This is a genomic window from Vibrio paucivorans (assembly GCF_054053395.1).
On sequence record NZ_CM133230.1, the window covers coordinates 805,532 to 824,358 of the forward strand.

General features: G+C 43.8%; 20 protein-coding genes. 9 read left to right on the plus strand and 11 right to left on the minus strand.

Annotated elements, in window-relative coordinates:
* Positions 1-106: 106 nt before the first annotated feature.
* From ACXABW_RS03860 to ACXABW_RS03880, 5 genes are all read right to left on the minus strand, one after another.
* Positions 107-559 (minus strand): NfeD family protein, encoded by a 453-nt coding sequence (locus ACXABW_RS03860; protein ID WP_457524091.1) that lies wholly within the window; start codon positions 557-559, stop codon positions 107-109.
* Between the two features lie 8 nt (positions 560-567).
* Positions 568-1,491, minus strand: a complete 924-nt coding sequence (locus tag ACXABW_RS03865) for an SPFH domain-containing protein (protein WP_265686401.1) — start codon at positions 1,489-1,491, stop codon at positions 568-570.
* 181 nt (positions 1,492-1,672) lie between these two features.
* Entirely contained in the window at positions 1,673-2,527 is an 855-nt protein-coding gene (locus tag ACXABW_RS03870; RefSeq protein WP_457524093.1) for a co-chaperone YbbN, read from the minus strand.
* Positions 2,528-2,910: 383 nt separating this feature from the next.
* Positions 2,911-3,738 carry an SDR family oxidoreductase gene (locus ACXABW_RS03875; protein ID WP_252029811.1) on the minus strand — a complete coding sequence of 276 codons (828 nt, stop codon included), beginning with the start codon at positions 3,736-3,738 and terminating at the stop codon, positions 2,911-2,913.
* A gap of 13 nt (positions 3,739-3,751) precedes the next feature.
* On the minus strand, positions 3,752-4,666 hold the full coding sequence (locus tag ACXABW_RS03880) for a TIGR01777 family oxidoreductase (protein ID WP_457524095.1): 915 nt from the start codon (positions 4,664-4,666) through the stop codon (positions 3,752-3,754).
* 218 nt (positions 4,667-4,884) lie between these two features.
* On the opposite strand from ACXABW_RS03880, the gene ACXABW_RS03885 reads away from it, so the two are divergent.
* The 5 genes from ACXABW_RS03885 to yfcE are packed head-to-tail and all read left to right on the plus strand — an operon-like array spanning position 4,885 to position 7,747.
* Entirely contained in the window at positions 4,885-5,619 is a 735-nt protein-coding gene (locus ACXABW_RS03885) for a DUF1538 domain-containing protein (protein WP_265686406.1), read from the plus strand.
* Complete coding sequence (locus ACXABW_RS03890; RefSeq protein ID WP_457524096.1) at positions 5,616-6,410, plus strand: DUF1538 domain-containing protein; 795 nt, start codon at positions 5,616-5,618, stop codon at positions 6,408-6,410. Before ACXABW_RS03885 ends, ACXABW_RS03890 begins: the two co-directional genes overlap by 4 nt.
* A complete protein-coding gene (locus ACXABW_RS03895; protein WP_252029819.1) occupies positions 6,400-6,750 on the plus strand; it encodes a P-II family nitrogen regulator in 351 nt (116 codons plus the stop codon). Before ACXABW_RS03890 ends, ACXABW_RS03895 begins: the two co-directional genes overlap by 11 nt.
* On the plus strand, positions 6,747-7,154 hold the full coding sequence (locus tag ACXABW_RS03900; RefSeq protein WP_252029821.1) for a CBS domain-containing protein: 408 nt from the start codon (positions 6,747-6,749) through the stop codon (positions 7,152-7,154). Before ACXABW_RS03895 ends, ACXABW_RS03900 begins: the two co-directional genes overlap by 4 nt.
* A gap of 47 nt (positions 7,155-7,201) precedes the next feature.
* Positions 7,202-7,747, plus strand: coding sequence for a phosphodiesterase (yfcE, locus tag ACXABW_RS03905; protein ID WP_457524099.1), 546 nt, complete (start codon positions 7,202-7,204; stop codon positions 7,745-7,747).
* Between the two features lie 283 nt (positions 7,748-8,030).
* Here yfcE and ACXABW_RS03910 read toward each other — a convergent pair whose 3' ends face one another.
* From ACXABW_RS03910 to ACXABW_RS03925, 4 genes are all read right to left on the minus strand, one after another.
* Positions 8,031-8,309: a SelT/SelW/SelH family protein gene (locus tag ACXABW_RS03910; RefSeq protein ID WP_457524100.1), complete on the minus strand. Its 279-nt coding sequence runs from the start codon at positions 8,307-8,309 to the stop codon at positions 8,031-8,033.
* Between the two features lie 18 nt (positions 8,310-8,327).
* The gene (locus tag ACXABW_RS03915; protein WP_457524102.1) at positions 8,328-9,083 is read right to left on the minus strand and encodes a sulfite exporter TauE/SafE family protein; all 756 of its coding nucleotides are present in this window, start codon (positions 9,081-9,083) and stop codon (positions 8,328-8,330) included.
* Positions 9,084-9,155: 72 nt separating this feature from the next.
* Positions 9,156-9,671: a regulatory protein ToxS gene (locus ACXABW_RS03920; RefSeq protein ID WP_252029829.1), complete on the minus strand. Its 516-nt coding sequence runs from the start codon at positions 9,669-9,671 to the stop codon at positions 9,156-9,158.
* An 11-nt stretch (positions 9,672-9,682) separates the two neighbouring features.
* On the minus strand, positions 9,683-10,531 hold the full coding sequence (locus tag ACXABW_RS03925) for a winged helix-turn-helix domain-containing protein (RefSeq protein ID WP_457524104.1): 849 nt from the start codon (positions 10,529-10,531) through the stop codon (positions 9,683-9,685).
* Positions 10,532-10,794: 263 nt separating this feature from the next.
* On the opposite strand from ACXABW_RS03925, the gene htpG reads away from it, so the two are divergent.
* From htpG to hemH, 3 genes are all read left to right on the plus strand, one after another.
* A complete protein-coding gene (gene htpG, locus ACXABW_RS03930) occupies positions 10,795-12,699 on the plus strand; it encodes a molecular chaperone HtpG (protein WP_457524106.1) in 1,905 nt (634 codons plus the stop codon).
* Between the two features lie 341 nt (positions 12,700-13,040).
* Positions 13,041-13,685: an adenylate kinase gene (adk, locus tag ACXABW_RS03935; RefSeq protein WP_252029835.1), complete on the plus strand. Its 645-nt coding sequence runs from the start codon at positions 13,041-13,043 to the stop codon at positions 13,683-13,685.
* Between the two features lie 167 nt (positions 13,686-13,852).
* The gene (gene hemH, locus ACXABW_RS03940) at positions 13,853-14,809 is read left to right on the plus strand and encodes a ferrochelatase (RefSeq protein ID WP_457524108.1); all 957 of its coding nucleotides are present in this window, start codon (positions 13,853-13,855) and stop codon (positions 14,807-14,809) included.
* Positions 14,810-14,876: 67 nt separating this feature from the next.
* Here hemH and ACXABW_RS03945 read toward each other — a convergent pair whose 3' ends face one another.
* Positions 14,877-16,265, minus strand: coding sequence for a peptide MFS transporter (locus ACXABW_RS03945; protein ID WP_457524110.1), 1,389 nt, complete (start codon positions 16,263-16,265; stop codon positions 14,877-14,879).
* 295 nt (positions 16,266-16,560) lie between these two features.
* On the opposite strand from ACXABW_RS03945, the gene rfaH reads away from it, so the two are divergent.
* Positions 16,561-17,058: a transcription/translation regulatory transformer protein RfaH gene (rfaH, locus tag ACXABW_RS03950; RefSeq protein ID WP_252029841.1), complete on the plus strand. Its 498-nt coding sequence runs from the start codon at positions 16,561-16,563 to the stop codon at positions 17,056-17,058.
* Positions 17,059-17,096: 38 nt separating this feature from the next.
* Here rfaH and asnB read toward each other — a convergent pair whose 3' ends face one another.
* The gene (asnB, locus tag ACXABW_RS03955) at positions 17,097-18,761 is read right to left on the minus strand and encodes an asparagine synthase B (protein ID WP_457524112.1); all 1,665 of its coding nucleotides are present in this window, start codon (positions 18,759-18,761) and stop codon (positions 17,097-17,099) included.
* Positions 18,762-18,827 lie beyond the last annotated feature (66 nt).

Consider the following 18,827-nt stretch of genomic DNA (forward strand, 5'->3'; position numbering starts at 1 on the left):
TCGCAGCACCAAAATAGAGTTAAGAGCGAGGAGTTCGCTCGCTTTATTTTCAGTGCGTATATTTATAACTGATTGTAAATATTGGTTTTGTTACTGGTCAGTTGAGTTATTCCTGCTTGGATACAGTCAGAATGATCCCTTGAACATCAGTAATGACCACTTTATCGCCCGCTTTTATAGGAGTATCAACTTGGGCAGTCCAGGTTGTGTCACCAAGTTGCATTCTATTTTTACCAGGTTCTAGGTCTTTATCGGCTATCAGTGTTTGACCAATAAGTTGTTTATGCTTGTCATTAAGATCTCGGTTATTGTCCGAGTGACGATCTGATTTAAATTGTCTTCGCCACCATAACCAAGTTGCGACTAACGAAAATACCGCAAATGAGATCCATTGAAGTTGCCAGCTCATTGGGATGATACTGAGAAGTGCCCCTACTAGCAGGGCAGAAAGGCCTATCCAAAGAAAATATCCAGCGGTTCCCAATAATTCGGCACCGAGTAACACTAACCCAAGAGCAAGCCAGTGCCAATGATTGAGAGATTCGAGTAATTCAAACAAGTGCGTACCTACTTACCATTTGGTTCTTTATGCTTAAACATCTCTGCGATACCCGCTACAGAACCCATTAACCCTGATGCTTCTAATGGTAGCATAATAATTTTTCCGTTTTCTGCTTGACCAATACTCTTCAGTGCATCGGTATAGCCTTGAGCAATAAAGTAATTTACAGCTTGCATGTCGCCCTGAGCGATTGCGGTTGAAACCATTTCTGTTGCCTTTGCTTCAGCTTCTGCTGCGCGTTCTCGAGCTTCGGCTTGAAGTATAGCCGCTTGCTTTTCGCCTTCGGCTTTTAGAATCTCAGACTGTTTGTGACCTTCGGCTTTCAGTATCTCGGCTTGGCGAACACCTTCAGCTTCTAAAATATCGGCTCGCTTATTTCGTTCTGCTTTCATTTGCGCATTCATAGCAGCCGTTAAATCTGATGGTGGTTGAACATCTTTAATTTCGATACGTGTTACTTTGACACCCCACGGGTTGGTCGCTTCATCGACGATGGCCAGTAATTTCGTGTTGATCATATCGCGCTGGCTGAGCATCTCGTCAAGCTCCATAGAGCCTAGTACGGTACGAATATTGGTAAGGGTTAAGTTACGAATAGCGTGTTCTAAGTCGTTGACTTCGTATGCTGCTCTAGCCGCATCAACCACTTGAACAAAGCAAACCGCGTCGATGACTACATTAGCGTTATCTTTAGAAATAACTTCTTGTGCTGGAATGTCGAGTACACGTTCCATCATGTTGATTCGCTGTCCAATACGGTCAATGAAAGGAATGATGATATTTAAGCCCGGTTTTAGGGTATGCGTATAGCGACCGAAGCGCTCGACTGTCCAGTTATTGCCTTGAGGAACTGTTTTTACTGCGGCAAATATCACTGCGAGTGCAACGAATGTAAATACGCCAATGGTGACTAGTGATTCGATAGCCATGGTGATGTTCCTTATCGTATTGAAATGTTTGCCTTCCGCTCAACAGGCTGGGAGGAAGATGAATCGAGTTGAATATGACTATGATACAGGGGAGTGTGGGTTCAGAAATGAGATGTTAGTTGGTTTTTTACAATAAGAAAGGCCGGTTAAACCGACCTTAAACTTCTGAATTTACGTGTAATTAATAGAGTAGGGAATATAGCTGTCTACGGTACTTCGCGGCGATAGCATTGCCTTGGCCAAGTGCACTCAGAATATCCATAAAGGCTTTCTTCAGGTCACCGTCTAATGCATTAAGATCTGTTTTTAGATATCCCCATAATAATTCTAGCGCTTCGTCATCGCGGTTTACCTGATGGTATTGCAACGCTAAATCGGCGGCCAACTTTACGTCCTGTGGCGAAGCCTTTAGCGCTGTTTCTAATGCTTGAATTTCTGGGCTGTCGGCAGCTTGCTTATGAAGCTCTAATTTCGCGACCAATCCTTTGTAATAATTATCTTGGTATTCCAGAGGGATGGTTTGAAGTTGTGATTCTGCTTGATCAAACTGTTGCGTTTCGAGCAAACAATCTGCGATCGCCAGTTTCACCTCACCTTTAGATTTTAGTTCTTCATTCAAGTCATTCAATAGACCTAGCGCTTGAGAGTGCAGGCCTTGCTGCATAAATTCTAACGCTTTGTTCAGTGATAATTCGTCTTGGCTTGGCAGGTGTTTGGTCAACATAGTTTGAATCGCTTCGATGGTTTGTGGGCCGCCCAACCCATCTACTGCCTGACCATTAATAAATAAAGCGATAGTTGGTAAAGCTTGAACCCCGAACTGCGCAGCGATGGCTTGTTCTTGTTCGCAGTTTAGTAGTGCTAATGTGAATGCACCATTGTATTGCTGGGCTAAGCCTTGAAGCTGAGGAATGATATCGGCGCTTTCTTGACTCACCGATGCCCAAAAGTGGATTAAGACGGGAGTCTGCATTGAGCCTTCTAATACTTGACGAAAGTTCTGCTCATTTAGTTCCACAATAAATGGTGATTGCATTGGTATACCTTGAGTTGAATTATGTGTTACCTAAGAAATAAGGTTAAGTAGTGGATTTATCAAGGGCAAAAATAAAAAACGCCGCGTGAGCGACGTTGATTATTTCCTCGAGTGTGAGGAAGGCAAGCAAAGGTGTTTACAACATGATAAACAAAGTTAGCGCAACACCCACACTTAACCAGTTTAGTTGGTTTAATGTCATTTGTGTCCACCGAATGTAACGCTGATATACAGGTGAGCAGCATGGGGTTTCAGCCATTTGTTTTAGTGCTAGGTGCTCTTAACAATGACACTGTGCCCACTTCATGGAGCGGTTTAGCCACGCTACGAGACTTATACTGCCTTCTCATTATTACGAAATAATTACAGTGGCAAATATTTTTTTATGCAGCCTTTCGCAAAATTTTATCTAACCAAGCGCCTGGTAATAGCCTTTTGAGTATTGCGAAAACTTTGGTCGGCGTTGTTACTCGGTAGCGGAGCTTAGGCTTGTTGCTTTCCAACGCATGAATCAGTGGTGGAATACAGGACTCTGGTGGCAACACGAAAGCATTTTTGGATTGAGTATCACTAAGTCGGTCCATTTGCTGTTGATAGTGATGCTGGTGAACACTTCCCTCAATTGATACCCATTTTTTAAAAGCAGTTAGCGCGTTGGCTCGAAACGCGGTTTCTATCGGCCCTGGTTCTATTAAAGCGATATGGACACCACTGCCGATAAGCTCTAAGCGCACAGTATCGGTCCAACCCTCCAGTGCAAATTTAGAGGCATTGTAAGCGCCGCGGTATTTCATTGCTGCAAATCCTAACACCGAACTATTTTGTATAATCCGACCCTGATTATTACTGCGCATTAAAGGAATCAGCTGGGTAGTTAAATGATGCCAACCAAAAAAGTTAGCTTCAAATTGCTCGCGTAGTCCTTCTGTGGGTAAGTCTTCTAGCGCACCGGGTTGTCCGTAAGCACCGTTGTTGAATAGTGCGTATAAGTTTCCCTGAGTGATTTCAATCACTTCGTTGACAGCTCTATCGATGGAGCCCTGATCTGCTAAGTCGAGAACCAAACTAGTAAAACCTTGTTCAATCAATCTATCAACGTCTTTTTGTTGACGGCAAGAGGCAATGACCTTATAGCCTCTATTTTTAAGTGCATGTGCGGCGGTATAGCCAATCCCGGTAGAGCAACCGGTGATTAAAATCCATTTGTTCATATAAGTAGGAGTTCTATTCTTGATGTTGAAGTAGGTTTCTTAAAGCTGGCTCGATTCTAGAGTAGCTAAATCGAAAACCTAACTCGGTCAGTTTTTTCGGTTTTGCTCTAACGCTGTCTAATAGCAGTGATGAGCTTTCACCCATGATAAGTTTGATACCCCATTTAGGCACAATTCCGAAGTGAGGTCGGCGAAGGGATTTCGCGAGTGTTTGGCTAAATTCTTTATTTGTCACAGGATGGGGAGCGCTCAGGTTGAACTCTCCATTGGCGTGTGAGGTATTAAGCAAGAAGGTGATGGCTTTGACTGCATCTAGTATGTGAATCCAAGGGATGTATTGTTTTCCACTCCCAATCGGCCCACCTAGGCCAAACTTATAGGGAGGTAGCATTTTCACCAGCGCTCCACCCTCTAGTGATAGCACAACGCCGGTACGTAATAGACAAACCCGAGTATTTTCGGAGCGAGCTCGTTTAGCAATAGTCTCCCATTGATCGCATACCTCATGGGCAAATCCTGTGCTACTAGAGTGTAGGCTTTCGTCAAAGGGATGAGCTTGTTGATCGCCGTAATAGCCTACGGCTGAACCGCTAATAAACACGGAAGGCGGCTCAGTACTTGCGTGAATGAGCTCTACCAGCTTTTCAGTAAGATTCCAGCGGCTATTGCAGATTTGTTTTTTTTGGGTGGCGTTCCACCGTTTATCAGCGATCGGCTCTCCTGCTAAATTGATCACTGCGTCGAAGTCATTGAAGTCATGCAATTCATCTAAACTGGATAGGTAGGATATATTGCCAAGGTCCACATGGGCGAGCTTGCGTTTGGCATTTGAAATATTTCTACTGAGTACGACAACTTGGTATGTTGTAAGATGTTTAAGCAGTTCCCGACCGATAAGCCCTGAACCTCCTGTTAACAGTATCTTCATTTACCCCTCCTTTTGTCGTAATTATAGCAACTTAGCTCAGTTTTGCTGGTAACAGTATAATCTCAGTATGTGGCAAATTTATTAGTTGGAAACAGATTGGCTAGAAGTGTTCACACTTTAAAGCATTGTTTTGATTTTATTCTTGAGCCGTAACGGTTATCACATCGGCACGCCTTTCTATTTGCCATGATAAAAATAGGCAATCAAGAGGGGCAAGTATGGATACGCTGCGAGCGCTGTTAAGGGCGATGTTGAGTAGTGCGAGGGATCTACTCCCGATCGTAGCGGTTATTGCGTTTTTCCAACTTGTAGTGCTGCAAGAACCCCTTCCCAACATTGTATCCATTGCATTTGGTCTATTGCTGGTGGTACTAGGCTTAACTTTTTTCATCTTTGGATTGGAGATGGGGCTATTTCCTATTGGGGAAGCAATGGCACAAGCTTTTGCTCGCAAAGGTAGTGTAGTTTGGCTACTTATTTTTGCTTTTTGTTTAGGATTTGGCACAACGGTTGCTGAGCCTGCTTTAACCGCGGTTGCTGATGAAGCCGCGGATGTGGCGGCTGAAGGTGGGATGATCGAAAGCAGTGAACTTGGTAAAGAAGAGTATGCTAATGGTTTGAGATACACCGTTGCGCTATCGGTCGGTATTGCAATCATGGTGGGCGTGCTTCGAATCCTAAAAGGCTGGCCAATTCACTACATGATTATTGGTGGTTATATTGGTGTCGTTATTCTCACAGGGTTTGCACCAGATAACATAATCGGTATCGCCTATGATTCTGGTGGTGTTACGACGTCTACTATCACTGTTCCTTTGGTTACTGCGTTAGGTGTTGGGCTTGCATCGTCAATTAAGGGAAGAAATCCGATGATCGATGGCTTTGGCCTTATTGCTTTCGCGTCGCTATTACCGATGATGTTTGTAATGATCTATGGGATGGTGCTGGCATGATTGCGTTGACCACATTCACTAACACCCTGTTTGATACCATTATGGATGTGATACCTATTGCATCGACTCTTTTCGGTTTCCAATTCGCAATTTTACGCCGCCCAATTAACAACCTTTCTAGTGTTCTGTTGGGCTTTGTCTATGTCATCTTGGGGTTGTCCCTGTTTCTAATAGGTTTAGAGCTCGCTTTGTTTCCGTTAGGCGAGACTATGGCAAAGCAGCTTACCGCTCCCCATTTCTTAGCGAATTTCAAAGTCACGTTACAAGGTGCCTTGAGCTGGGTGGATTACTACTGGGTTTACTTGTTTGCTTTTTGTATTGGCTTTAGTACCACAATCGCAGAGCCTTCTCTTATTGCAGTCGCAATGAAAGCAAGTGAAGTATCAGGAGGTAGCATTAGCGTTAACGGGTTACGGGTTGCTGTTGCGATTGGTGTGGCGGTCGGTATTTCATTGGGCTGCTACCGTATCGTAGTCGGCGATCCTATTCACTATTACATCATCGCTGGGTATGTTGTTGTAGTGATACAAACTTTCTACGCACCCAAACTCATTGTGCCGCTGGCTTATGATTCGGGGGGAGTGACAACCTCAACGGTGACGGTGCCATTGGTTGCTGCATTGGGCTTGGGGTTAGCTTCTACTGTTCCTGGGCGAAATCCAATGATCGACGGTTTTGGCTTAATTGCTTTTGCCAGTTTATTTCCAATCATCTCGGTGATGGCGTATGCCCAAATCACGCAGTGGCTGAACCGAGGTGCCAATTCTAAGGAGAGCAACAGTGCGCTTTAAATTGATTTTAGCCTTTGTCGAAGAAGCTAAAACTGACATCGTTCTTGATGCTGCGCGAAGTGCTGGAGCGACTGGGGCAACAGTCATTAATCACGCAAGAGGTCAGGGCCTAAACAAAAAGCGAACCTTTTTTGGGCTCACGCTAGAGGTGCAAAAAGACGTTCTGTTGTTTGTTGTAGAAGAGCATCTAGCACGGCACATATTGGAAACTATTAGTGAAGTAGGGGAGTTTGATCAGGAATCAGGGCAGGGGATTGCGGTTCAGATTGATGTTGAAGATGCGGTTGGTGTTGCCCACCAAGTTGAGACATTGACTAAAGTGGTTGAGGATGAGTTATGAACAATCGAGATACAGTCAAAGTACAAGATGTAATGGCCAATACATATGTCATTGTGGATGGTTTAACTACGGTACATGAAGGCATCGAGTTGGCGAGAAAGCATAGCGTGAAAGCGCTTATTGTAAAGAAACGTCACGATGATGATGAATTCGGCATTGTATTGATGAATGACATCGCGAAAAAGGTGTTGGCGAAAAACCGCTCCCCGAAACGAACCAATATTTATGAGATTATGACTAAACCAGCGTTGTCGGTAGACCCAGACATGAACGTCAAGTACTGTGCTCGTTTGTTTGAACGTTTTGGTATTAGTAGAGCGCCTGTGATTCGGCAAGGCGAAGTCCTTGGTATGGTCAGTTACAACAATATTGTCGTGAATGGCATGGCAAGGGATGACGAATAGGAATGAACGCCGTAGAATGCCCTCAATTAATTTGAGGAGATAGTGGCGTGAAACTCTTTTTTGCCTCTGACCTACATGGTTGTTTAGTTGCAACTGAACGTGTGCTTGAGAAGTTCGAACAATCGGGTGCACAAACGTTAGTATTATTAGGTGATACGCTCAATCACGGGCCACGAAACCCTGTTCCTGAAGGGTATAACCCACCTAAAGTGGCCGAACGTCTTAATCAATATGCCGACTCCATCATCTCGGTACGCGGAAACTGTGACAGCGAAGTGGATCAAATGTTACTCGAATTTCCAATGATGACTGATTACTCATGGATACTGCTCGAAGAGCACAAACGGATCTTTCTTACTCACGGGCATTTATACAACCAAGATAAACGTCCAAATCTCAAATCTGGAGATGCCATTGCACATGGACATACACACATTCCATGTGCTGAGTGGGTTGATGATATTGTAGTGTTTAACCCTGGTTCAGTGACGTTTCCTCGGCAAGAGTTCCCGGCTAGTTATGGTCTTTATGATAATGGTCAGTTTCAGGTAGTAAGCTTTGAAGGTGATATCATCGCAGAAACTGATTTTTAAAATTGAGCAACTAGGGTCTGTTGACCTTTCGAGCTGATTTTTGCAGCACTTTGTGGGAAATTTCTATTTCTTTACAAACAAGAGCAGGCAGAGGCTTTGATGTGTAGCTAGCCTACATGAGAAGCTGATAACGCAGTAGAAATGAACCACAAAGGCTGCCCAAGGGTTCGGCTACGCGCCCCGGACTAAAATCGTTTTATACTTTGTTGAAGACTATTTGCTTAGAATGACTAGGCGTCCCCATCCGAACAAAATTTAACCGCGAAAGATCAACAGACCCTAATTATTTAGTGTCGACATGCCCTAGGTCTAGATCTGGGGCAATAATATTCCGGACTCTTTGTTTTAGAACTTTTGCTTCTGGAAATCCGCCATCCTTTTTCCGTTCCCACACTTGGATCCCGTTACACACAATTTCAAAGCGCCCACCGGTATCTGGATGTAGAGAGACAGAGTCAATTTCTTCACTAAAGGTGTGTAAGAGCTCTTGGGTTAACCATGTTGAGCGGAGCATCCAATTACATTGTCGACAATAGTGTATTTCAATTTTGGCTTTTATCATGGTATGACTTTCCTTGTTTTAGACCAGTAGCTTGATACCGACGGCAAAAGTGAGCACTTCAAAGCAGATTTTAATCGTTTTATTGCTTTGTTTGGTGGCGATGGCTGCACCAAGTGAACCACCTAAAAATGAGCTAACAAGCAGAATTGGAACCCATGGCCAGTAGATGGGGGCGCCTGCTTGCGCGACTGCAATCCCACCCATGCCATTCCAGAAAATACCAACACAAACCATAGTGTAAGCGACTGCTTGCTTGTAGCTATACCCAAACCAACGTACTAGGAAGAGCGTGACCAATAGCCCAGAACCTGCGGTTAACGAACCATTAATTATTCCTATTACAACCAGCACAATAGCGCCGACAACCCATCCAGATAAGGTTCTATTGATCGGAGATTCAGTTTGCCCGAGCTGCTTTTTAAAACGAGAGTATATCCCAAGAGCTAATATCATGGTGCCAAGTAGCTTTTCTGCAATAAATTCAGGAATGGCCAGTACTATATTCGCACCGACAATTACGCCAATACAGCCAATAACTATGATGGCTAATGCGCTAGGGTAGTGGAGGGTACGTTGCTTGATATGGGTGTAAGCTGCACCAACACCAAGTGCGACACTGGCCACTTTGTGCGTGCCTAGGGCAATAGAAAAGGGCAGACCAAGAAAAATCAGTAGTGGGAATTGAAGTAGGCCAGCTCCACCGCCTGACATCGCTGCTAATATATTTGCAATGAGTGAGCCGAAAAATAATGTGAGTGATTGTAGCCATTCCATGCTGAGCAATATTCCTATAAACAAAAGGGAGCATTAAGCTCCCTATTGGTATGTCATTAAACTTCACAAAGACTAGTTTGTGAATAGCACCGTTGAACCATGACTTAAGCTGGTAAGTAGAAGCGCTTTTTCGTTGATCACATCGATGCGACGGCTTTGCTGTGCATCCATTTTAAACAACTGTGTAATCAAGTTAAGCTGCTCTTCAGTAAAGTCTTTAGATTGTGCTGAAGAGACATCTTTAAATTCTTTTGGTGACACGAGCAAGTAGTTGTCGCTGATATCCCATTCTCCCGACTCTGAGATATTAATTAAAACTTCATTGTCGGTGTTTTCTGCAAACAAACGAACGGTAGAGACTCGAATGTAAGTACCGTTTGGCAGGTATTTTACATTCGAATTCACGTCTGCTTTGCGTAAAGGGCCAACTGACTCTTCTTGAGCGGCTTCAGTTAGTACTGTTACCATACGTGATTGCCATTCGTTAGAAGTCAGGACTTGCTCTACTTTAAGGTCGCTGCCCCAGTATAACCATCCGCTAAAAATCGCAGAAAGTAGCAAAATAATAGATGCAATTTTTTGAGTCATTTCTACGTTTCCTATTTACACACTTTGCCAAGGTCTTCTTGTTCAGCAACCATTCTTACTGTCACGTTCTCACCCGAGTAGTCTATGCCGTGTATATAGTTGAGGATCAGTTGGTTGTTTTGACCACCAGTTGCAATGACTTCAACTGGAGCGAGCTCGTTAGTATGCGTTTCTTTGTAACGAAGAATACATTGCTCAATTGAAGGCAACCAAGACTTGATTTCAGGGTGGTTGGTTGGGGTCATAACCGGTACGTTATGGTAAACCGCCACTTCTCTGAACTTGGATTCAGCTGGGTTCGTAAACAGTACAACACACAAAGGTAGCAATACAGCAAGCGCTAGCAGAATACGAGTAGGCATGCTCATTTTTGCTTTCGCAACGGGCGCTGCTTGAGTTGGAGCTTGCACTTTAGGTGCTTCTACTGCCTCAGTTGCTTCTTCTACAACAGTAGCTGTCGTAGTTGCGATAGGCTCTTCAACTGGCTGTGGCGCATTTTCGCCACCTGAAAGTGGTGAAGATTGCTCAACTGAACAGATTAACTGGTAGCCACGTTTAGGCACAGTTTTGACAAACTGAGGAGATTTAGTGGAGTCTTTCAGCATTTTGCGCAAAGTCGAGATGGCTTGAGTCAAGCTTGAATCATCAACCTCAAAGCCTTGATCACGCCAAACAAACTCATGAAGATCATTACGCGTTACGACTTCATTCGGACGTTCTGAAAGCAACAGGAGAATTCTGCTTTCATTACTTCCTAAACGAACTATTTCTGAGTCATTCTCTTGATCAACCAGCGAGTTACTGTTGGGATCAAAAGTGAACCGACTTGCAAGAATAAATTTAGTGCCTATGTTGCTCATTGATTTCTTCTTTATATATCACGTTGCAGGCTGCTAACCCCATAGTTTGAGATTGATCACGGTAAATCTCAATCGAATGGTTTTAGCTTCTTTGATAAATTTTGCGCATAGCATAAACAAAATTGATCAAAAAAACAGTGTTTTTATGATTTTTGACCTTGAATTTACATTTGTCATCCTCATGTTAACTAGCAAATCTTAAGTAATCGCGTTTGGGCAATTTTTGAACCGACGCCATCATTATTGATTGTTATGGAGCTAACATGAGCGAAACAGCAACAACAAATAAAGAAACTCGCGGCTTTCAATCTGAAGTAAAACAGTTACTTCACTTGATGATTCACTCTTTGTACTCGAATAAAGAGATTTTCCTACGTGAGTTGATTTCAAACTCATCTGATGCCTCTGACAAGTTGCGATTTCAAGCACTTTCTAATCCAGATTTATACCAGGGCGATGCTGATCTTGGCGTAAAACTGTCGTTTGACGAATCGACAAATACTCTAACGGTCTCAGATAACGGTATTGGTATGAGCCGTGATGATGTCATTGAACACCTAGGTACCATTGCGAAATCAGGTACTGCTGAGTTTTTCTCAAAGTTATCTGAAGAGCAATCTAAAGACTCGCAACTGATCGGTCAGTTTGGTGTTGGTTTCTATTCTGCGTTTATTGTGGCTGATGCAGTAACAGTTCGTACTCGCGCTGCAGGCTTGAGCGCTGATGAAGCGGTTCAATGGCACTCTGAAGGTGAGGGTGAGTACACCATCGAGAGCATTTCTAAGGAAACTCGTGGTACCGATATCGTTTTGCATATGCGTGAAGACGGTAAAGAGTTCTTGAATGAGTGGCGCTTAAGTGAAGTGATCGGCAAATACTCAGATCATATTGGAATTCCTGTATCTATCTTAACCAAAGTAAAAGATGAAGAAGGTAAAGATACAGACGAGACTACATGGGAACAGATCAACAAAGCTCAAGCGCTATGGACTCGTAACAAGTCTGATGTTAGCGACGAAGAATACCAAGAGTTTTATAAGCACGTGTCTCACGACTTTGCCGATCCTCTACTTTGGAGCCACAACCGTGTAGAAGGTAAGAATGACTACACGAGCTTGCTGTACATTCCAGCTAAAGCACCTTGGGATATGATGAATCGTGATCATAAGTCAGGTCTTAAATTGTATGTGCAACGTGTATTCATCATGGATGACGCCGAGCAGTTCATGCCGTCATACTTACGTTTCGTTCGCGGCTTAATTGATTCAAATGATCTTCCTTTAAACGTCTCACGTGAAATTCTGCAAGACAACAAAGTAACTCAATCACTACGTGGTGCGTGTACTAAGCGTGTTCTGTCAATGCTTGAGAAATTGGCTAAGAAAGACGAAGAGAAATACCAAAGCTTTTGGAAAGAGTTTGGCCTTGTAATGAAAGAAGGCCCAGCAGAAGATATGGCGAACAAAGAAAAGGTCGCTGGTCTACTACGTTTCGCTTCTACAGAAGTGGACTCTTCAGAGCAAACTGTGTCTTTGGCTTCCTATGTTGAACGTATGAAAGAAGGCCAAGATACTATTTACTACCTAACTGCTGATAGTTACGCAGCGGCGAAAAACAGCCCTCACCTTGAGCAGTTCAAAGCAAAAGGTATTGAAGTTGTTCTGATGTTTGATCGCATCGATGAGTGGTTGATGAACTACTTAACTGAGTTTGATGGTAAGCAATTCCAGTCGATCACCAAAGCGGGCCTAGATCTGAGTAAATTCGAAGACGAAGCTGAAAAAGAGAAACAGAAAGAAACAGAAGAAGAGTTCAAATCGGTTGTAGAACGCACAAAAGAGTACTTGGGCGACCGTGTTAAAGAAGTACGTACTACCTTTAAACTGGCTTCAACACCGGCAGTGGTGGTAACGGATGATTTCGAAATGGGTACTCAGATGGCTAAGTTGCTAGAAGCGGCGGGCCAAGAAGTACCTCAAGTGAAATACATCTTTGAGATTAACCCTGAGCATGAGCTTGTTAAACGTATGGCTGATGAAGCCGACGAACAAGCGTTTGGTCGCTGGGTTGAAGTATTGCTTGGCCAAGCGATGTTAGCGGAACGTGGAGCGATGGAAGATCCGTCACAGTTCTTAGGCGCTATTAACACGCTTTTGACTAAGGTGTAATTGCCAACGGACCCCAAAAGCTCGCATTTTTGCGAGCTTTTGGGTTTAAATGTCGCAAACATCGCTGAAATGAAGGCAACATTCAGGTCTATGTGGTGATTTGCAACAACCGATAGCATTCTTTAGTCGTAAGGCAAGCCCATACCGTGAAATGTATGGTAGAATGCCGCACTTGAATACTGTTGATCTTGAATACAACAGGTAACGCGTGTATTTTTGCCCGCAGTTATCGAATCCATAAATTAAAAACCTTATACCGAAACTTATCGTCGCAAACTGTTATTAGTAAGTGCTTACTGTGAGCTTCGGTATAAATCATTATTGTCTAAAGAGGATTAAACATGCGCATCATTCTTCTAGGTGCTCCAGGTGCAGGTAAAGGCACACAAGCTAATTTCATCATGGAAAAATACGGTGTTCCGCAAATCTCTACTGGTGATATGCTGCGTGCTGCTATCAAAGCCGGTACTGAGCTTGGTAAGCAAGCTAAAGCAGTAATCGACGCTGGTCAGCTAGTTTCTGATGAAATCATTCTTGGTCTAATCAAAGAGCGTATTGCTCAAGATGACTGCGAAAAAGGTTTCCTACTTGATGGTTTCCCGCGCACAATCCCTCAAGCTGATGGCCTAAAAGAAATGGGCGTTAACGTTGACTACGTTATCGAGTTTGACGTAGCTGACGATGTAATTGTTGAGCGTATGGCTGGCCGTCGTGCTCACCTAGCATCTGGTCGTACATACCACGTTGTGTACAACCCACCTAAAGTTGAAGGTAAGGATGACGTGACAGGTGAAGACCTAGTTGTTCGTGACGACGACAAAGAAGAAACTGTACGCGCTCGTCTAGGTGTGTACCATGATCAAACTGCACCGCTAATCTCTTACTACGGTAAAGAAGCAGAAGCAGGTAACACTAAGTACCTTAAGTTTGATGGTACTAAGCAAGTTGCTGAAGTTAGTGCAGATATTGAGAAAGCACTAGCATAATTTGCTTCATAGCGAATTTATTATTTTGATATATTAAAGCGACCTCTTTGAGGTCGTTTTTTTATGCTCAATCTTCTCAATATTGATTGCTGATTACCGCAATTCGCAGAGTGATCTGAGAATGCCTTTTTTACGTATCAACGGCTTTACTAAAGCAATAGAGAACTATGAATAACAATAAAAAACAGGGTGTGTTGTTAGTAAATCTGGGCACGCCTGATGCAGCTACACCGGCTGCTGTGAAACGATTTTTGGGTGAATTCCTACACGATAAGCGCGTAGTTGATATGAATCGTTTTCTTTGGTGCCCACTTTTACATGGTGCTATTTTGCCGATTCGTGCTCCTAAAGTCGCCAAGCTCTATCAGAGTGTCTGGATGGATGAGGGCTCACCACTGCTGGTTTATTCAAAACGACAAGCAAAGAAACTCGAAGCAACACTGACGATCCCAGTAGAGTTGGGGATGACGTATGGCTCACCAAGTTTACGAAGTGGCGTTGATGCATTGCTCGCTAAAGGTGTAGAAGACATTATAGTGCTTCCTTTATACCCGCAATACTCTGGAACGACGACGGCAGCAGTGGTTGATGGGTTGGCAAAAGTGTTTAAGCAAGTATCAGTAGTACCAGGCCATCGTGTCGTTCGTGATTACCATAACCACCCTTTGTATATTAAGGCATTGGCAGCGACGGTAAGGCATTCATGGGAGAATAATGGCAAGGGGGATTATTTATTGTGTTCCTACCATGGTATTCCTAAACGTTTTGCTGACAACGGTGATATTTATCCGAGGCACTGCCAAGTTACGACAGAGCTGCTCGCAAAAGAGCTAGGCTTGGAAGAGCACCAGATTGGGATGACTTATCAGTCTCGTTTTGGCCGAGAAGAATGGCTTCAACCGTATACTGACAAAACGCTAGAAACCTTGCCTTCTGCCGGTGTTAAGAAGCTTGATATTATGACTCCAGCATTTTCATCCGACTGCTTGGAAACGCTAGAAGAGATCTCTGATCAATGTAAAGAAACCTTTATTGAAGCGGGAGGAGAGTCGTTCAATTATATCCCGTGTTTGAATGACTCTGACGATCACATAGCGATGATGGTTTCACTTATCGAAGGCTGAAAATAGCCAAAAAGGGCACCTAGAGTGCCCTTTTTAATTCTCGTTGTTAACGTACTTGGTTAAGACATTAAGCGATTTGAGTTTGTTGCTCCTCAACTTCCTGTGCAGAGCTAATTGTTGATTCGGCACCATGCATCCAACGGACAAGGGTATTTGAGAATAACAGCAGGATCACACCGCTTATCAGCGCTGTTACTGCAATACCACTGAATATAGCAAGTGCTCCTAGCTCGCCAACGTGCGAGCCTACATACCCAGCAACATAGTTAGCGATAGCATTACAACCAAACCATGCCCCCATCATAAGTGATGCCAAACGAAGTGGCGCTAATTTGGTTACCAGTGATAAACCAATTGGCGATAAGCATAGCTCACCCAGAGTGTGGAAGAAGAAAGCGCCGACTAACCACAGCATTGAAGTTTTTACGCTAGTGTCACCACCTTGCTCCATTACTGCACCCACCATGCACAAGAAACCTAAAGCGAGGAAGAACATTGCTAGCGCAAATTTAACGGGAGAGTTTGGCTCGCGCTTGCCCAGTTTAACCCATAGAACAGCTAATACCGGCGCAAGAGTAATAATGAAGAATGGGTTGAGTGATTGGAACCAAGCCGCAGGAACTTCAAAGCCTCCGATCATTCGATCCGTATATTGTTGAGTGTAGATATTCATCAATCCACCGGCTTGCTCAAAACCTGCCCAGAATACAATAGTGAACAAGCTCATAACGAGAATGACTTTGATGCGGTCTACTTCTTCTTTGGTCAACGGCTCTTTCTTGGCTGCTTTTTTTATCGCAAGTTCGCGTTTAGCAGCAGGAACTTTACCGATATCGCCTAACCATGATTGAGCGAATGTCATTTGCATCACTAAGCTGATCAACATACCTGTACCAGCAGCAATGAAACCAGCTTTCCATCCGAATGAATTTGTAACTGAGCCAGAAACTACGCCGGCAAGAAGAGCCCCCAAGTTTATGCCCATATAGAAGATAGTAAACGCACCATCGCGTCGATTATCACCTTCTTGGTACAAATCACCCACCATAGTCGAAATGTTAGGTTTGAATAAACCATTACCGGCAATCAGTAGCGCCAAACCAAGATAAAAGGTATGAAGAGATCCTAGTCCTAGAGCATCTGCTGGTAGAGCAAGAGTGAATTGGCCAATGGCCATTAGCGCACCACCAATCAAAATCGAACGGCGCTGGCCAAGGTAGTTATCAGCTAGGTATCCCCCAATCAATGGGGTGATATATACTAAGCCTGTGTAAATCCCGTAGAGGTCGAGAGCATCTTTGGTGGACCAACCGAGTCCGCCATGCATTGTGGCATCAGTAAGGTATAGAACCAAAATGGCACGCATTGCATAGTATGAGAATCGCTCCCAAAGTTCAGTGCCAAACAGTAAAAACAGCCCCCGTGGGTGACCTAATATTTGATGTTGGTTTGTCATAAATATTGCTTATTTTAGTTATTAGAGAATTTAATGTGGTGTTACGTATACAATGTGGTGGACTAATCTGCAATGAGGGGAATTGATAGGCTGCATCAATGCTGTGTTGTAAGTTATTAATAAATAGGCGTTTCTATCTCAAATAGAGGCAAAAAATTCGTGTTACAAACTTATTTTTCAGTTTTGAATGTGATTAGTGGTTGAATTGGCAATAAACTGCTCGACGGTAAGGGAATGACTGCATTGCGTAGCATGATGGTGTTAGGATTAAGCAAAAGGATAAAATGGCTTAACGATGAAGCGTTGGTACCTCTTATATTGTAAGCGTGGAGAGCAACTTCGCGCCAAGTTACACCTAGAAAATCAAGGAGTAGAGTGCTACTACCCTGAAATAGAGGTAGAGAAAATCGTGCGAGGGAAAAGGCAAACTAAGACAGAGCCTTTGTTCCCTTGCTATGTATTCGTCCGGTTTGATTTTGAAATTGGCCCAACTTTTACCACTGTTCGCTCAACGCGAGGTGTTGTTGATTTTGTGCGTCAGGGCCCTCAGCCACAAGAGCTTCAGGGGGATCTGGTATATGGGCTTAAGCAAATTGAAAGAGAAGCGGTTGAACCGAATACCGAAGCATTACCTGAAAAGGGGCAGACGGTGCGGGTTAAAGGCGGTCAGTTCGCTGGTATAGAAGCTATTTACCAAGAAGCTGATGGTGAAGCTCGTTCTATTATGTTGGTTAAGATGATCAGTCAGGTCGTCCCAATGAGTATAAAAAACAGTGATTTAGACTTAAATTAAAAAGGCACCGAAAGGTGCCTTTTTTTTCTTAGCTATTTTTAGTAAGAGTCGTTGTGAACGCTCTGTACCGCGCGGCCAGAAGGGTCAGCCATGTTCTTAAATGACTCATCCCACTCAATGGCTTTTGCAGATGAACAAGCGACAGATGGCCCACCAGGCACACACTGTGCCGCTGACTCTAGCGGGAATAGCTCCTCGAAGATTTCGCGATATACATAGCCTTCTTTGGTTGTTGGCGTGTTGTATGGGAAGCGGTAAGCCGCAGTCTCCATTTGCTGATCAGTAATCTTCGATTCAGCAACTTCTTTTAACGTATCAATCCAGCTGTAGCCAACGCCATCAGAGAACTGTTCTTTCTGGCGCCAAGCGATTGACTCAGGCAGATAATGCTCGAAACACTCACGTAGGATGTGTTTCTCCATTTTGCCATTACCACACATTTTATCTTCTGGGTTTAGGCGCATAGCAACGTCGATGAATTCTTTATCCAAAAATGGTACACGACCTTCGACACCCCATGCCGCAAGTGATTTATTCGCTCGCGCACAGTCAAACATGTTTAGAGCGAGTAGTTTACGAACGGTTTCTTCGTGGAACTCTTTCGCGTTTGGCGCTTTATGGAAGTACAGGTAGCCACCAAAGATTTCATCTGCACCTTCACCTGAAAGCACCATCTTAATGCCCATAGCTTTGATCTTACGACCCATTAGGAACATAGGAGTCGATGCGCGAATCGTAGTGACATCGTAGGTTTCGATGTGGTAGATAACATCGCGAATGGCATCAAGGCCTTCTTGAATGGTGTAAGTCATTTCATGGTGAACAGTACCGATTTGATCAGCCACTTCACGAGCGGCTTTTAAATCTGGTGCACCTTCAAGGCCAACTGCGAATGAGTGTAGCTGTGGCCACCAGGCTTCGGATTGTTCATCATCTTCGATACGCATCGCCGCGAATCGTTTAGCAACGGCTGAAGTGATAGATGAGTCTAGGCCACCGGATAGTAATACACCGTATGGTACGTCTGTCATTAGCTGACGTTTTACTGCAGCTTCGAGAGCTTCAGTAAGATCTTCTTTACTTGTGCTGTTGCCTTGAACTGCAGCGTATTCGTTCCAATCACGTTTGTAGTATCGTTGCGGTTCACTGTCTTCAGAACCGTAGTAACAGCCTGGAGGGAACTCGCTAACCGTTTTACATACTGGAACGAGTGCTTTCATCTCAGAAGCAACGTAGTAGTTACCGTGCTCATCGTAGCCTTGGTAAAGAGGAATAATACCAATATGATCGCGCCCAACTAGGTACTGATCTTTTTCTTCATCGTAAAGAACAAACGCAAAGATTCCGTTTAGTTCTTCCAGTAGATCTGCACCCATTTCTTGATACAAGGCTAGGATGACTTCACAGTCAGAGTCTGTTTGGAACTCATATTTACCTTCGTAACGAGCACGAATTTCTTTGTGGTTATAGATTTCGCCATTTACGGCAAGGATGTGCTTTTTATCTTGGCTATAAAGTGGTTGTGCGCCACTGTTTAGGCCAACGATAGCTAAGCGTTCGTGTGCGAGAATTGCTTTCTCAGATGAGTAGATTCCAGACCAGTCCGGACCACGGTGACGTAGCTTTTTTGACATTTCTAGTGCGATTGGTCGCAGTGCAGATGCATCACTTTTTATATCTAAGATGCCAAATACTGAACACATAAAACTTCCTTTTAAAAATTCTTTAACCTGTTGCCTTCAATTTGCCAGTTTGGTTAAGAAAAGCAA

Bases quoted from the DNA above. Each gene is read 5' to 3' on its own strand.
- ACXABW_RS03865 (WP_265686401.1), bottom strand. From the start codon at position 1,491: ATGGCTATCGAATCACTAGTCACCATTGGCGTATTTACATTCGTTGCA.
- ACXABW_RS03870 (WP_457524093.1), bottom strand. From the start codon at position 2,527: ATGCAATCACCATTTATTGTGGAACTAAATGAGCAGAACTTTCGTCAA.
- ACXABW_RS03875 (WP_252029811.1), bottom strand. From the start codon at position 3,738: ATGAACAAATGGATTTTAATCACCGGTTGCTCTACCGGGATTGGCTAT.
- ACXABW_RS03880 (WP_457524095.1), bottom strand. From the start codon at position 4,666: ATGAAGATACTGTTAACAGGAGGTTCAGGGCTTATCGGTCGGGAACTG.
- ACXABW_RS03885 (WP_265686406.1), top strand. From the start codon at position 4,885: ATGGATACGCTGCGAGCGCTGTTAAGGGCGATGTTGAGTAGTGCGAGG.
- ACXABW_RS03890 (WP_457524096.1), top strand. From the start codon at position 5,616: ATGATTGCGTTGACCACATTCACTAACACCCTGTTTGATACCATTATG.
- ACXABW_RS03900 (WP_252029821.1), top strand. From the start codon at position 6,747: ATGAACAATCGAGATACAGTCAAAGTACAAGATGTAATGGCCAATACA.
- ACXABW_RS03910 (WP_457524100.1), bottom strand. From the start codon at position 8,309: ATGATAAAAGCCAAAATTGAAATACACTATTGTCGACAATGTAATTGG.
- ACXABW_RS03915 (WP_457524102.1), bottom strand. From the start codon at position 9,083: ATGGAATGGCTACAATCACTCACATTATTTTTCGGCTCACTCATTGCA.
- ACXABW_RS03920 (WP_252029829.1), bottom strand. From the start codon at position 9,671: ATGACTCAAAAAATTGCATCTATTATTTTGCTACTTTCTGCGATTTTT.
- ACXABW_RS03925 (WP_457524104.1), bottom strand. From the start codon at position 10,531: ATGAGCAACATAGGCACTAAATTTATTCTTGCAAGTCGGTTCACTTTT.
- htpG (WP_457524106.1), top strand. From the start codon at position 10,795: ATGAGCGAAACAGCAACAACAAATAAAGAAACTCGCGGCTTTCAATCT.
- adk (WP_252029835.1), top strand. From the start codon at position 13,041: ATGCGCATCATTCTTCTAGGTGCTCCAGGTGCAGGTAAAGGCACACAA.
- hemH (WP_457524108.1), top strand. From the start codon at position 13,853: ATGAATAACAATAAAAAACAGGGTGTGTTGTTAGTAAATCTGGGCACG.
- ACXABW_RS03945 (WP_457524110.1), bottom strand. From the start codon at position 16,265: ATGACAAACCAACATCAAATATTAGGTCACCCACGGGGGCTGTTTTTA.
- rfaH (WP_252029841.1), top strand. From the start codon at position 16,561: ATGAAGCGTTGGTACCTCTTATATTGTAAGCGTGGAGAGCAACTTCGC.
- asnB (WP_457524112.1), bottom strand. From the start codon at position 18,761: ATGTGTTCAGTATTTGGCATCTTAGATATAAAAAGTGATGCATCTGCA.